The organism is Noviluteimonas lactosilytica (assembly GCF_020866925.1).
GTDB lineage: Bacteria > Pseudomonadota > Gammaproteobacteria > Xanthomonadales > Xanthomonadaceae > Noviluteimonas > Noviluteimonas lactosilytica.
Genome location: NZ_JAJGAK010000001.1, coordinates 131284 through 145194 on the forward strand (window position 1 = coordinate 131284; position 13911 = coordinate 145194).

At 62.2% G+C, this 13911-nt stretch carries 15 protein-coding genes and 1 tRNA gene; 11 read left to right on the plus strand and 5 right to left on the minus strand.

Going from position 1 to position 13911, the window contains the following annotated elements; all coding sequences use genetic code 11:
- Window positions 1-7 precede the first annotated feature (7 nt).
- Window positions 8-1999, minus strand: coding sequence for an SDR family oxidoreductase (locus LK996_RS00665; RefSeq protein ID WP_230525250.1), 1992 nt, complete (start codon window positions 1997-1999; stop codon window positions 8-10).
- Between the two features lie 130 nt (window positions 2000-2129).
- Between LK996_RS00665 and LK996_RS00670 the strand changes: the two genes are divergently transcribed.
- A complete protein-coding gene (locus LK996_RS00670; RefSeq protein ID WP_230525251.1) occupies window positions 2130-2387 on the plus strand; it encodes an acyl-CoA-binding protein in 258 nt (85 codons plus the stop codon).
- A gap of 16 nt (window positions 2388-2403) precedes the next feature.
- On the plus strand, window positions 2404-3030 hold the full coding sequence (locus tag LK996_RS00675) for a TetR/AcrR family transcriptional regulator (RefSeq protein ID WP_230525252.1): 627 nt from the start codon (window positions 2404-2406) through the stop codon (window positions 3028-3030).
- 138 nt (window positions 3031-3168) lie between these two features.
- On the opposite strand, the gene LK996_RS00680 is transcribed toward LK996_RS00675, so the two are convergent.
- On the minus strand, window positions 3169-3402 hold the full coding sequence (locus LK996_RS00680) for a hypothetical protein (RefSeq protein ID WP_230525253.1): 234 nt from the start codon (window positions 3400-3402) through the stop codon (window positions 3169-3171).
- Window positions 3403-3538: 136 nt separating this feature from the next.
- Here LK996_RS00680 and LK996_RS00685 point away from each other — a divergent pair, with 136 nt between their 5' ends.
- The 9 genes from LK996_RS00685 (at window position 3539) to LK996_RS16720 (ending at window position 9471) form a co-directional block, all read left to right on the plus strand.
- Window positions 3539-4387 carry a hypothetical protein gene (locus tag LK996_RS00685; RefSeq protein WP_230525254.1) on the plus strand — a complete coding sequence of 283 codons (849 nt, stop codon included), beginning with the start codon at window positions 3539-3541 and terminating at the stop codon, window positions 4385-4387.
- 3 nt (window positions 4388-4390) lie between these two features.
- Window positions 4391-4855 carry a methyltransferase family protein gene (locus LK996_RS00690; RefSeq protein ID WP_230525255.1) on the plus strand — a complete coding sequence of 155 codons (465 nt, stop codon included), beginning with the start codon at window positions 4391-4393 and terminating at the stop codon, window positions 4853-4855.
- 73 nt (window positions 4856-4928) lie between these two features.
- Window positions 4929-5003, plus strand: a tRNA-Val gene (locus LK996_RS00695).
- A gap of 145 nt (window positions 5004-5148) precedes the next feature.
- Window positions 5149-5733: a hypothetical protein gene (locus LK996_RS00700; protein WP_230525256.1), complete on the plus strand. Its 585-nt coding sequence runs from the start codon at window positions 5149-5151 to the stop codon at window positions 5731-5733.
- Between the two features lie 71 nt (window positions 5734-5804).
- The gene (locus tag LK996_RS00705; RefSeq protein ID WP_230525257.1) at window positions 5805-6305 is read left to right on the plus strand and encodes a helix-turn-helix transcriptional regulator; all 501 of its coding nucleotides are present in this window, start codon (window positions 5805-5807) and stop codon (window positions 6303-6305) included.
- A 112-nt stretch (window positions 6306-6417) separates the two neighbouring features.
- On the plus strand, window positions 6418-7146 hold the full coding sequence (locus LK996_RS00710; RefSeq protein WP_230525258.1) for a hypothetical protein: 729 nt from the start codon (window positions 6418-6420) through the stop codon (window positions 7144-7146).
- Between the two features lie 23 nt (window positions 7147-7169).
- On the plus strand, window positions 7170-8960 hold the full coding sequence (locus tag LK996_RS00715) for a toprim domain-containing protein (RefSeq protein ID WP_230525259.1): 1791 nt from the start codon (window positions 7170-7172) through the stop codon (window positions 8958-8960).
- A gap of 15 nt (window positions 8961-8975) precedes the next feature.
- Complete coding sequence (locus tag LK996_RS00720) at window positions 8976-9254, plus strand: hypothetical protein (protein WP_230525260.1); 279 nt, start codon at window positions 8976-8978, stop codon at window positions 9252-9254.
- Window positions 9238-9471 carry an HGGxSTG domain-containing protein gene (locus LK996_RS16720; protein WP_425493689.1) on the plus strand — a complete coding sequence of 78 codons (234 nt, stop codon included), beginning with the start codon at window positions 9238-9240 and terminating at the stop codon, window positions 9469-9471. The genes LK996_RS00720 and LK996_RS16720 overlap by 17 nt, the downstream gene beginning before the upstream one ends.
- A 355-nt stretch (window positions 9472-9826) precedes the next feature.
- Here LK996_RS16720 and LK996_RS00725 read toward each other — a convergent pair whose 3' ends face one another.
- The 3 genes from LK996_RS00725 to LK996_RS00735 are packed head-to-tail and all read right to left on the minus strand — an operon-like array spanning window position 9827 to window position 13910.
- Entirely contained in the window at window positions 9827-11446 is a 1620-nt protein-coding gene (locus tag LK996_RS00725) for a type I restriction-modification system subunit M (RefSeq protein ID WP_230525261.1), read from the minus strand.
- Window positions 11443-12630 carry an AAA family ATPase gene (locus LK996_RS00730; protein ID WP_230525262.1) on the minus strand — a complete coding sequence of 396 codons (1188 nt, stop codon included), beginning with the start codon at window positions 12628-12630 and terminating at the stop codon, window positions 11443-11445. The genes LK996_RS00725 and LK996_RS00730 overlap by 4 nt, the downstream gene beginning before the upstream one ends.
- 2 nt (window positions 12631-12632) lie before the next feature.
- Window positions 12633-13910: a restriction endonuclease subunit S gene (locus LK996_RS00735; protein ID WP_230525263.1), complete on the minus strand. Its 1278-nt coding sequence runs from the start codon at window positions 13908-13910 to the stop codon at window positions 12633-12635.
- Window position 13911: the final 1 nt, after the last annotated feature.

A 13911-nucleotide genomic window follows, 5' to 3' on the forward strand; every position in this document is an offset into this window, starting at 1 on the left:
CTCCTGCTTACCAGTGCACGCCGCGCATCAATGCGGCGAACGCGATCTGCTCGCCGCTCGGTTCGACTTCGCCCTTGAGCGCTTTCTTGTCGCCCTTCGCGGCGGCCGAATCGGGGAACAGTTCGAACGCGGTGTTCATGACGACTTCGTAGGCCTTCGGGGCCAGTGCGTTGATCACCGAGGCGAAGATGCCCAGGCGCGTGGCGATGCGGCTCGGGCGTTCGATGATCGCCTTCACGCACAGGTCCGCGGCTTCTTCGGGCGTCAGCGTCGGCACACTGTCGTACATCTTGGTCGGCGCAATCATCGGCGTCTTCACCAGCGGCATGTTGATCGTGGTGAACGCGATGCCCTTGCCCGACAACTCGCCCTGCGCGCAGCGTGAGAACGCGTCGAGCGCCGCCTTCGATGCGACGTAGGCGGAGAAGCGCGGCGAGTTCGCCAGCACGCCGATCGACGAGATGTTGATGATGTGGCCGCGGCGGCGATGGGTCATCCCCGGCAGGAAGCCCATGATCAGGCGCAGCGAGCCGAAGTAGTTCAGCTGCATCGTGCGTTCGAAGTCATGGAAGCGGTCGTACGACAACTCGATCGAACGCCGGATCGAACGCCCCGCGTTGTTCATCAGCACGTCGACGTGGCCGTGTTCCTCGAGCACCGTCTTGATCAGGCGATCGCAGTCGCCCATGTCGGCGAGGTCCGCCGTGTAGGCGAACACCTTGCCGCCCTTCGCCTTCATCTCGTCGCGCGCCTTGAACAACTCGGCCTCGCCGCGCGCCACGATGACCGTGATCGCGCCGGCTTCGGCCACGCGCTGCGCGGTCGACAGGCCGATGCCCGACGAACCGCCCGTGATCACCACGACCTTGTTGCGCACCTTGCCCTTCAGCGAGCGGTCGACGAACAGGTCCGGATCCAGATGGCGTTCCCAGTAATCCCACAGGCGCCACGCGTAGGTGTCGAGCTTCGGCACGTGGATGCCGCTGCCCTTGAGCGCGCGCTCGGCTTCGCGATTGTCGAAGCGCGTGGGATAGGTGATGAACTTCAGCGTTTCCTTCGGAATGCGGAAGTCGCGCAGCAGCATGCCGATGAAGCGCCGCACCGGCGGCAGGTTGCCCACCGCCATGCGCACGCCGCCCGGCACGAACGCGAACATGCGTGCGTCGATGCGCATCGTCATTTCGGGTGCGTGGCCGGCGCGCGCGAACGCGTTGAGCACTTCGCCGACACGCATCGGTTCCGGATCCGTCAGGTGGAACGTGTGTCCGTCGAGCTTCGGCTTGTGCGCGATGTGGTCCATGGCGTCGACCACGAAGTCCACCGGCACCAGGTTGATGCGCCCGCCTTCAAGACCCAGCATCGGCATCCACTGCGGCAGCATTTCGCGCAGCTTCTTGATGAAGGTGAAGAAGTAGTACGGGCCGTCGATCTTGTCCATCTCGCCGGTCTTCGAGTGACCGACGACCATGCCCGGGCGGTAGATGCGCCACTTGATGCGCTTTTCCTTGCGCACGAGGCCTTCGGAGTCGTGCTTGGTGCGCAGGTACGGATCGTCGAGGCCTTCGGCTTCGTCGAACATGTCCTCGCGCCACACGCCCGGATACAGGCCGGCGGCGGCGATCGACGAGGTGTGGTGGAAGCAGCCGGCGCCGATCGCGGCGGCGAGGTCGAGCGCGTTCTGCGTGCCGTCGACGTTGGCGACGCGCTGCGCCTCGGCCTTCGCGGTCAGGTCGTAGATCGCGGCGAGGTGGAAGAAGTGCTTCACCTTGCCGTTGAGCGCGCGCAACTGCGCGGCGGACAGCCCGCACTTCGGCGCGGCCATGTCGCCTTCGACGACGACCACGCGCTTCATGTCCCAGCCCATTTTCGCGGCGATCGCGTCGAACTTCTTGCGCGAATCCTTGCGCACCAGCACGTGGATCGGGCCCTTGCGCTTGAGCAGGTTGCCGACCAGGTGGCGACCGAGGAAGCCCGTGGCTCCGGTAACGAAATACGTCATGTGCAGCATGCTCCCCGATGTCCTGCCATCAACGTTGCCAGAGGCGGGCCGCGGCCACAATTCCCCCGCGTATTGAAAACGTCGACAACGCGTGCTGTGATGCCCGCCTGCCGCCAAGGGAGCGCCGCGCATGTCCGACCTGAAAGCCCGTTTCGAGCAGGCCGCCAAGGATGTCCAGGGCCTGTCCGAGCGCCCCGACAACGACACGCTGCTGCGCCTGTACGCCTTCTACAAGCAGGGCGCCGAAGGCGACGTCACCGGCCCGAAGCCGGGGTTCTTCGATTTCGTCGGCACCGCCAAGTACGAAGCGTGGGCCAAGTTGAAGGGCACCTCGCAGGACGAGGCGATGCAGAAGTACATCGACCTCGTGAAGAAGCTCACCGCGTAAGCGCGGCGCCCCGCGCATGGCCAGGCAAACCCGACAACGCATCCTCGATGCGTCGCTCGCGATGTTCAACGCGCAGGGCGAGCCCAACGTCACGACGAACCACATCGCCGACGAGCTGGAGATCAGCCCGGGCAACCTGTACTACCACTTCCGCAACAAGGACGACATCATCGAGCACCTCTTCGGCCGTTACGAAGAGCGCATCGATGCCGCCCTCGGCGCACCCGCCGACCGCCTGCCCGGCCTCGAAGACATCTGGCTGCAGTTGCACCTGGTGTTCGAGTGCATCTGGGACTACCGCTTTCTGTATCGCGACCTCGCGAACATCCTCAGCCGCAACCGCCGCCTGCGCATCCGCTTCGCGCGCATCCTGCGCCGCGCGGACGAACAGGCCCACGACGTGATGCGCGGCCTCTCGCAGGCCGGCGTGATGCGTGCTTCGGCCGACGAACTCGACGCCGCGGCGACGAACGTCCTCGTGATCGCGACATTCTGGCTGAACTACGCGAGCGCGCGCGGCGACAAGGACGAACAGCAGTCGATTCGCGCAGGCATCGTGCAGGTCATGATGTTGCTCGCGCCGTTCCTGCGCGATGCGGAGCGGGTGCATCTCAACACACTCACTCGGGCGTACATCGACTGAGCAAAAGGGAAACGGGAAACGAAAAGCGGGAAACGGGAAACGGGAGAGAGGACTTCGCTTCGGCCGATAGTCCATCGGCCGAAGCAAGGTTTTCTCTCCCGTTTCCCGCTCTTTGTTTCCCGTTTCCCGCCTAATGCGTCAGCGACCTTTGCCGGCAATCCTCCGCTGCGCATCCCGCTCCCCCGCCTTCCTCGACCCCGACGAATGCGCACTGCGCTTCGCCACCTTCTGCGTCGTCACGAACGGCGGCTCCACCGGCGGCTCCTCCGCGATCGGCGTGCGCCCGGCGATGCGATCGACCGAGCGGCGGAAGCGCGCGAACACGCCCAACCCAGCGAGCCAGACGTGGCGGAACGTGGTTTCCCTGGACATGCGTGCCTCCTTCGACTGCTGGCCGCGCAGCGTGCCGGTCTGCGTGTCGAGCAATCACACCACGGCCGATGCAAGTAACTTGCGAAGACCACCCGGCGGCGGGATGCTGCCGCTTCCCTCAACCCCCGAGGCACGCATGGCCAAGTCGAAATGGGCGCCCTTCCCTCTTGATTCGAAAGGATTCGCCTACGCCGGCGATGCGTTGAAGAAGGCCTGGCCGCAGCTGCATGCGGGCGACGCCGAGCCGTTCCCCGATGCGAAGCACGCCGCCGCGCTGCTCAAGGCCGCCGGCAAGACCGCGCCCAAGCTCGACGCCGACGCCCTCGCCGCCGCCCTGCAGGACGCCTGGCGCGCCTTCCATCGCGGCGACTTCCAGGCCGCGTTCGAAGCCGGCGAAAAACTCGGCCCCATCGGCGCTTCCGTCGCGGTGAAGGCCATCGGCATCCACGCGACCTACCTCGTCGACGGCGAAGCCGAAAAACAGAAACGCTTCGAACAAGGCGCGCAACTCGCCGAAGCCGCCATCAAGGCCCTCCCCGACGAAGCGAACAGCCACTACCGCCACGCCTTCGCCCTCGGCCGCTACAGCCAATCGCTGTCGATCGCCAAGGCGCTGAAGCAAGGCATCGCCGGCAAGGTGCGCACCTCGCTCGACAACGCACTGGAACGCGCGCCGAAACACGCCGAAGCCCACACCGCCCTCGCGCTCTACCACGCCGAGATCATCGGCAAGATCGGCGCGATGATCGGCGGCCTCACCTACGGCGCGAAGGCCAGCGAGGCCGAATCGCACATCAAGACCGCGCTGAAGCTGACGCCCGACTCACCGATCGCACACGTCGAACACGGGAACCTCATCCTGCTGCTGCAGGGCGAGAAAGGCGAAGACAAGGCCGCGGGCGCGTACGAGAAAGCCGCGAAGTGCAAACCGAAAGACGCCATGGAAGCGCTCGACGCCGCGTGGGCGCGCGACCAGATCGAGTAACCCATGCTCAACAAACTCGAAACCAAGGTACCGCCCCTCGTCGTGCTGCTCGCCTGCATGGCGATCGCATGGATGCTCGGCCATGGATTGCCGGGCCGCCCGATCGAACCGCCCTTCCAGGGCGCGATCATCGTGCTGCTGATCGCCGCGGGCCTGTACCTGAACCTCGCGCCGAAGTTCGCCTTCGACCGCGCCGAGACGACGGTCAACCCGCTCTCGCCCGAGAACGCGAGCACGCTGGTCACCACCGGCCTGTACCGCTGGACCCGCAACCCGATGTATCTCGGCCAGGCCGTGCTGCTGACCGCGTGGGTCGTGTTCGTCGACCGCCCCGGCGCCTGGCTCGCGGTGCCGCTGTTCGTCGCCTACATCACGCGCCTGCAGATCCTGCCGGAGGAATACATCCTCCACCGCCGCTTCCCGGGGCTGTATGTCTCGTTCTGTGAACGCACGCGGCGGTGGTTGTGAAGACCCGTTGCCCGAATGGCCGCGCTTCCGTAGAATGCCGCGCCTGCACCGCCTCAAGCGGCACAGCACGACCGGGCGGTTAGCTCAGCGGTAGAGCATTGCCTTCACACGGCAAGGGTCGCAGGTTCGAACCCTGCACCGCCCACCATAAAATCAAGTACTTAGGCCACCCGTCGCGGTGGCCTTTGCTTTTGTACGGATCGGTGTACGGATTTTCATCGGGGTTCGAATGCTCTACGGTGTGCTCAACACCAGTGGAGCAGGAGTCCGGCGTGCCGCGAGTCTCGTATGCAATGAAGCCGTTGGTCGAGGTTCGGAAACTCGCCCCCGACGCTCAGCTCTTGAAGTCGCAGTGCGTGCTCATCGTCGCGCAGCGATTGCGCGCGGGGCACTCGCCCCAGCAGCACACCTACGCGGCCGATCGGGTGAGGAAGCGTATCGCCGACCACGTTCGCGCCGGCGCACTGTCGATGTCGCAGCAACATCCGCAGCGCTTCGAGTGGCGACCGTTCGCGTCGTGGGTAGTCGCTCAGGACGACTGGAATCGTCAAGCCCGATTCGACGACATCCGTGCGTCGCTGCACCTGCACACGAGGACAGGGACGGTCTCGGTGACGTTGGGAGACGCAACGGTGAATGCGGTGGCGTCGGCGACGGCAACGAGCCTCGACGCGGAATCGGCGACGTTCATCAAGCGGATGCAACACGAGTTGGCCGAATCGAATCGCGATCGCGCCGACCTCCAACGCGAAATTACTTTGCTGCGCTCGAAACTCGATCGCGCGGAGCGGATCGCGGGCGTCCGCCAACAGAAGGTCGCTGGCGGCCGCAAAGGTGGTAAGGCTGGCAAGGGCGTGTCGAAAACGGGGAATTTTTAAAAAGCTTCCACCCTGAAACTCCCCGCGTATTCTGCGAGGGCATGTCTTCCAAACGCCTAGGAGCGCGGGACATGCCCAGCACCATCCTCAAGCTTCCCGAAGTGCTCGCGCGGACGAAATTGTCCCGCAGCCAGTTGTACGCGCTGATTGCCGAAGGCGCCTTCCCTCGCCAGCTTCGCCTGGCGTGCTCCGCCGTCGGCTGGCTCGAGTCTGAGGTCGACTTGTTCATTGCCGAACGAGTCGCCGAACGCGACGCCGCGTCCCCGAGTTCGGTCGCCTCCGTTGCTTCCTCCGAGGCCGCCTCGCCGAAGGGGGGCCGAATGACCGCCCGGCGCGATCTCGATGACCTCCACGATCTGATGCGACTGATGCTACTCGCCGAAGTCGCCCGCCTTTTCGCACGCGGCTACCTGCGCCGCCGGCGCGCGCCGAATCGCAAGAAGTCCGGACCGGCGCGCCAGCGTTTGCGACCGCCGCAGACTCTTGACTCGACGTGCACGCAGATCAAGTTGCTGGGCAACCAGGATTTGAGCCTCGTTGGGGAAGACGATTCCCCCGGGGGTGTTCAATGACCCGGCTCCGGACCCTGGCGAAGGTGAAATTGGTCGCGGCTCGTTGCGATCACCGGATTCCTGCATGGCCGGTGTCGCTCGCATTCCGGCTCCTGCGGCTGAAGGCGCTCTGATGGCCACCGAGCACTGGTTCCGCTGGCACCACGGCACGGTCAACGACCCCAAGTGGCAGGCCGTCGCCGCGCGTGCCGGCCGCACGTTGTCACGCAAGGTCACGGTTGGTCACGTCGTCGCGGTGTGGGCGGCGATGTTGGAGTGCGCCTCGCAAGCAACACCGCGCGGAAGCATCGCTACGTGGGTCGATGAGGACGTGGCCGCCGGCCTGGATATGGACGAGGCGGAGGTTTGCGCGATCCGCGAAGCGATGGCCGGCAAGACGCACGCCGGGGGCGCCCTGACCGCGTGGAAGACCCGCCAGCCCGTGCGCGAAGATGCGTCGGCGATGGAGCGCAAGCGCGTCCAGCGGGAGCGCGAACGCCGCGACGAGGGGAGCGTCACGCACGGTCACGAATCGTCACGCGCGGTCACGCTAGAGGAGAAAAGAGAAGAGGAGATAAGAAAGAAGCAAGAGCAGGAGCTTTGCGCATCGCCTACCGGCTCGCGCCTGCCGACCGATTGGTCCTTGCCGGACGACTGGCGGGAATGGGCGCAGGCCGAACGTCCCGAGCTGGACATCGGCGTCGAGGGCGAGCGCTTCGCGGACTACTGGCGCGGGATCGCCGGAGCGAAGGGCCGCAAGGCCGACTGGCTGGCGACGTGGCGCAACTGGATTCGCAACGCGAACGCACCGCGCGGCATGCGCGGAGCCGTTAGCGGTGACGTGTTCGCGGGGGCGCAGTAATGCGCGCGGCGGACCTGGCAACCATGCTGGCGCAACGCGCCGAGGATGTGGCGGCGATGCTGCTACCGGAAGGCGCGCGACAGGGCCGAGAGTGGTGCGTCGGCTCGCTCGGTGGCGAAGCGGGGGCGAGCCTCAAGGTGCACCTGGGCGGCAGCAAGGCCGGGGTGTGGGCGGATTTCGCCACCGGCGAATCAGGCGATCTGCTGGACCTCTGGGCCGGTGTGCGCGGACTCACGCTGACTCAGGCCATCGCGCAGGTGCACGCATACCTCGGGCTACGCGAACACCGGATTGAAAACCCGGGTCGAAGTTATCGCCGTCCATCGCGCGAAGGCGTGTCTTCGCTGCCTCCGCAGATTGCCGAGTGGCTTTCGACGGTGCGCAAGATCAGTCCGGAGACGGCAGTCCGATTCAAGCTCGCCAGCCGCAAGGGCGCGCTGATGTTCCCCTACCTGCGCGGTGGCGAACTGGTGGCAGCGAAGTACCGCAAGGTGCCCGCGAAGGAGTTCTTCGTCGACGCCGACTGCGAGCCGTGCCTATTCGGCTGGCAGGCGCTGACGGGACGTGAGCGAAGCGTCGTGCTGTGCGAGGGCGAAATGGATGCACTCGCCTTCGCCGAGTACGGCGTGCCGGCGCTGTCCGTGCCCTTCGGCGGCGGAAACGGAGCAAAGCAGGCGCGCTGGATCGAGAGCGAGTTTGATCGGCTGTCGCAGTTCGACACGCTGTTCCTGGCGCTGGACGACGATCTGGCGGGCCAGCAGGCCACGGCCGAAATCGTCAAACGTCTGGGCCGGGAGCGCTGCCGACTCGTCACCCTGCCCCGCAAAGATGCGAACGCATGCTTGATGGATCAGATTCCTCGCGACGAGATCGTGGCCGCGCTGTCGGCGAGCCGCACGCTTGACCCGGAACAGTTGCGGCAGGCCTCGGAGTTTGCCGACGCGCTCGTTGAGGAGTTCGCCGCCGCAGTCGGACAGGAAGCCGGCATCCGGTTGCCTTGGCAAAAGGCCGGCGATCAGGTGGTGCTGCGTCCCGAGGAAGTGTCGATCTGGCTCGGTGTGAACGGTCACGGCAAGTCGCAGGGCATGGGCCAAGTAACGCTGGGCGCGCTTGTGCAGGACTACCGTTGTTGCGTGGCGAGCATGGAGTTCAAGCCGGTGAAATGGCTCAAGCGCATGGTCCGGCAGGCCACGGCTACCGAGCAGCCGACGGCCGGCTACGTGCGCCACGTTGCTCACTGGTTCCACGACAAGCTGTGGGTGTTCGACACAACCGGCACGGCGAAGGTGGACGTGATTCTGGAAGTATTTGCCTATGCCGCGCGTCGCTACGGCGTGCAGTTCTTCCTGATCGATAACCTGGCCAAGTGCGGCTTCGACGAAGACGACTACAGCGGCCAGAAGCGCTTCGTGGACCGCCTGACCGACTTCGCGAAGGAGTACAGCGTGCATGTGGCGCTCGTGCACCACATGCGCAAGGGCGAAACCGAGGACAAGCCTGGCGGCAAGCTCGACGCCAAAGGCAGCGGCGGCATCACCGACATGGTCGATACCTGCGCGGTGTGGTGGCGCAACAAGCCTAAGGAACGGGCGATCAAGAAGGCGCGGCTCAAGCGTGAGGAGCCGGAGGAGGACGTGCTGGGCAAGCCCGACGCGCTGCTGTTGTTCGACAAGCAGCGCAACGGTGAGTGCGAGCCGACCTTCGCGCTGTGGTTCGACCAAAGAAGCACCCAGTTTCTCGCCCATGTGCGCGAGCGTCCTACCCGTTTTGTGTGCCCTGCTGTTGCCGATGACCTCGGCCCCACCCGTGCTTAGTCAAGGAGATGCAGAATGACCACCGAAATCAAAGCGTCCGAATTGGTCGCACTGGCCAAGGAGCTCAACCGCCAAATCTGCGACCTCAACGCGCAGGTGAACACGTTGCGAGCTCAGTTGCTGGAAGCGGCACACACGTCGCGAGCACGCGATCGATCCCGCATGACGCGGCGCCCCCTCGGCCGCGGCGCTTCGGCATCCCCGACGATCTGGCACTTCGGACCCGAGCCGGGCGAACTGTCACTCGATGGTCGTTGTCACCTGTTGGAGCTCCCGCATGACGCGCGCGATTAACTTTGGTGGTGATGACGTCGAGCCAGAGTCGCACCGCGTCAAGGTCCCCTGCGGAGGCCGTCGGCGGTGCGACGGCCTCCCGTGCGAGGCCCCCAGCATCCCTGGTAAGCGACGATGCAAATGGCACGGCGGCTGCTCAACCGGCCCACGAACGTCGAAGGGCAAGGCAAAGGTCGCGTTCAATCTGCCTCGCATCCGCGCCGCGCGAAATCGATAGGCACCTAGTTCCTTTGCTGCGCAGGCGATCATCGTTGTGGGGCCCCATTCCTGGGGGGGGCTACCTTGAAACCACCGGAAACCGGGGGGGCTTCTAGCGGGGGAGCCCTAACCACGTTCGCGAAATGTGGGACCACATGCACAGCTCAATGACGTGTACGCGCAAGCAACCCTCACCCGCCAGGCGGCCGGCTTTGCGAAGCGTCGTCCGCCAAGCCGCTTCTTCGCCTTCCCCTCCGCTTACCTTGAATCGCGAGATGCGCTATCGCAGACTCGCCGCGCCCTTCCTGCCCAACTTCTCCGCAGGCTCACCGCGTGTTGCGGCGGTTCATTGCAACAAGCAGATTGGTGACGGCTCAAGGCAATGGCTCAACGCCAAGCTCCGCAAGAAACGCGTTGTAATGCTGCTTCGCTTCGACGATTTCCAGTTGGATTGCCTCCAACTTGGCGTGCACTGCGCTGAGCTGAATCTCCTTCTCCGCTTCAGAAGTGCTGACATAGCGCGAGATGTTGAGGTTGTAGTCATTGTCGATGATCTCCTGCATCGGCACGCGCCGAGCATACCTTTCGACAGGACTCTCTGGGCGTTGCCGGTACGTCTCAATGATCTTGGCGATATGCTCCCGCCCTAGCTGATTCTGTCGGGTTCCCTTGATGAAGTGCTCCGCGGCATTGATAAACAGGATGTCGTCCGGCTTCTTGCACTTCTTTAGCACTAGGATGCAGACCGGGATGCCGGTGGAGTAAAACAAGTTAGCTGGCAGGCCAATTACAGTATCGATATGTCCGTCGGTGATCAGCTTGGTGCGGATATCCGCTTCTTTTCCGCCGCGAAACAGCACGCCGTGCGGCAGGATGATTGCCATCACGCCGTCGTCCTTCAGGTAGTGCAGCCCATGCAGCAAGAAGGCGAAGTCGGCGGCGCTCTTCGGTGCCACGCCGTGATTCTTAAATCGCATGTCCTGCGCCATCGCCTCGCCTGGCTCCCAGCGGTAGCTAAAGGGAGGGTTGGCCACTACGGCGTCGAACTGCGGCCTCTTTGCAGGGTTGGTCTCACGCAGCCAATCCCAGTCGTTTGCTAGGGTGTCTCCATGCCAGATTTCAAACTCGGTGTCCTTCACCCCATGCAGCAGCATGTTCATGCGCGCCAGGTTGTAAGTAGTTACGTTGTACTCTTGGCCGTAGATTTTTCCGATCGTTCCGCCGCTTTCTTTCATGCGATGGCGGATGTTGAGCAATAGCGATCCGGAGCCACACGCAAAGTCGAACACGCTTTCCAGCTTGCTGCGTGGCCCGGTGGACGGCTCTTGGCTGTCCAGCGTGACGATTGCGGAGAGGACATTTGAAATCTGCTGCGGGGTATAAAACTCGCCAGCCTTCTTGCCTGATCCAGCGGCGAACTGACCGATTAGATACTCATACGCATCGCCCAGCGTATCGCTGTCTGTAGAGAACAACGCCATGCCACCGGCGATATCGCTGATAACCGCGCACAGCTTCGCGTTGCGGTCTGAATACTTTCGCCCCAGCTTGTCCGACGCCAGGTTGATTTCCGAGAAAAGGCCTTGAAACTTGCTCTCGAACGAGTCTTCCTCGATGTACTTGAACCCTCTTTGAAGGGTATTAAGCAGCTCGTCGCTCTGCGATTTCGCAAGAAATACGATGTGGCCCCACAGGTAGTCGGGCTTAATCACATAATGCACTTTGCGGCGCATCTGCTGCTCGAACTGCGGCACATCACCTTCGTTCTGCGCATACCAAAGTTGCAGCGGAGTGGTGGCCTCGCCGTTGACCAGATTTGGGTAGTCCGACCCCAGCTCCTTCCTCGCCGCCGCTTCGTAATTATCCGAGAGATAACGCAGGAACAAAAACGACAACATATAGTCGCGGAAGTCATCCGCATTCATCGCGCCGCGCAGCTGGTCAGCGATGGACCATAGAGTCTTTCCGAGTTCTTTCTGGTCTTTATCGTTCATTGTGCCGGGTCTGCGTCAGCGATGGGGTCAGCGGGGAATAGCGCCTTGTTGTACGGGTAGCGATCGAGAAAGTCCCGCACGATCTTGCGGAAGAACCTCTTAGTTTCGTCTCCCATTTCGACAGGCTCGTAGAGCGAGTACTTTCCATGACTAAGAAGATCAACGAATCGCTGATGCAAGACGCCATCAGCGTCACCAGGGTCCTTCTTGATGCAGGCGCCGAAGTGCGTGTAGCCGTGAAAGAGCGCCGTCTTCTCAAGAACAGCACGCAGCATATTGAAATGATGGGTTTGAATCGCTTGCCCCCGCGCAACCTTGTCGAGCTCGACGAGCGCTGCTACATGATGAAAGGCGGGGGTGTCTCCGAGCTGTTGGCGCAAGTCATATCGATTAGTCAGCCGCTCCCTGCCAAGCACGTACTGCGACGCCTTCCCTTTGAAGTAGTTCTTTAACTCATAGTGCAGCACGTTGAAAAAGAGATTGTGATGGGTGGAGATGACAGTCCCGACCTCGACCTTTTCCGCCTCCCTATACAACTGGATCAGGTGGTTGGCCACGACGATGGCGTTATGCTCGTCCAGCGACGAGATCGGGTCGTCGATATAGACAAACTTCACCCACCTGTAGGCTTCTGCACCGTCTAGCACCAACTGCACGATTGCCAGAAAGAAACACCAGATAAAGATGTTTTCCTCACCACGCGAAACCTTTATCGGGATCGGGTCGCCGTTCTCCTCACGATCACGAAAGAACGTCACCGCGGGAGGAAGCGGATCGCCAGGCTCATCTGGGGAATCCGAGGGCTCGCGGCGATCGTAGTCAATGTAAAAGTTGAAGTCGGCATAGCGCTCCAACAACTTTCCGATCTTCACTTCCATTTCCAGATCGCGAAGCCCTGCGAAGAACTTCGAGTCAGAATTGAGCTGAAGCACTCGCTTCTTCTCGTAAGTAAGATCGTTATCCCAAGAAAATAGGTCTTCGGTGTACGCATTGAAGTAAAGCGTATCTCGCCGTGTCGTTTCCCCATCGGCGTTCACCGCGCGCCCCAAATCGCGAAAAGCGCCAGACAAACGCGTCTTTCCTACGCCGTTGTAAGCGTGAAGCAAAACAAACTTCTTCTTATCCAGGTCCTCTCGCACACGCTGCGCAAGCGTAGGCAAATCGGAGAAAGACGCAACGTCCATGTCTAGCGAGACTCCAACGAAGGAAACAGTTGTTGAATCAACGCCTGCTTGTGCACTTTCAACGCCGCAAGCTGGTCGGACTCGGCAGCAATCTGGGCGTCGACTGACAAGAGGCAATCCGCGATCCGTTCTTGCTCGTTGCGGCCGGGAAGGAAGAACTCCATCGCCTTCAACTTGTCGGTATCGAGCTTGCCGGTACCATGTCCCGCAATATCTACCAGCCTCAAAAGTCGCGCCTTACTCGCAATCAGCATGAAGGCGATGAACCGCCCATCGCTCGTCGGCTTCACGCGGAGGGCTTTCAAATCCTGATTGAAGCTCATCTCTCGAAGCAAGACGCAGATTGGGACGTCCTTGAGAAGCGTCATCCCGCGAGTGAGGATCAAGATCGCACGCGCTGGCGCGAGCTTGGCGCCGGCTTCGACTGCACTGGTGGAAATGTGATCTTGCGTGTCGTTGAGCAAGAAGGTCTTCATGTCCTTGGCAGAGACCCACGGAATGGTGCCGTTCCAGAAGTCGGGATTCTCCTTCGACGGCGTACCACCCGACCTAAACTCAACAAGCTGCTCCAAACTCTGAGGCGCCCATTCTGGCGCGTCGGAAAATTCTGGAAACCGAAGACGCGGCTGAGTTTCACCTTCGCGGGGAAATAGCTGCTGAATAAGGCCCCGCTTGTGGGCCTTCAATACCTTCACCTTTCGCCCTTGAATGGCGATTACGTTGTCAAGCGACGTCAGGCAATCTGCGATTCTCTTTTGCTCGTCGACCTGAGGAGCGAGAACGTCGCCGCTCAGCACGACGACGTTGTTGACCTTCATGTCGTTCTTTGCGCCCTTTCTGACGATCGGCTGCAAATAACTATTCAGGTTGTAGTCTCGCGAGAAGTAGTGGTCCAAGAACGCAGGATGCCCAGAGGCCGTCGCGCGGTACACGGCGTAAAGCGTGGAAACAATTCCAGGGCGGCCCTTGTTTTCTTTGATAATTCCAAACGGATTCTTCTTGAGCGGGCTCTTCGTATAAACGATATCGCCGGTATCCACGACGCGGTAGTTTTCTACGCTTACGCCCGCGTATGAACGACCGAGAAGCTCGATTTGGTTGACGCATCCATGCTCACCAGAAACCGACAAAACATCTTGCGGTCCGAACTTTAGGCTCTTGTTCCGCTTCTTCTGCTCGACGAGCAAATCGCTAAGCTTTTTTGTTTCCCAGGGTTTGGCCCGCCGAAACTCGGGAAAGCGCAGACCTGGTGTAGCCGTCTTCTTCGGTTCGTTCGCCATC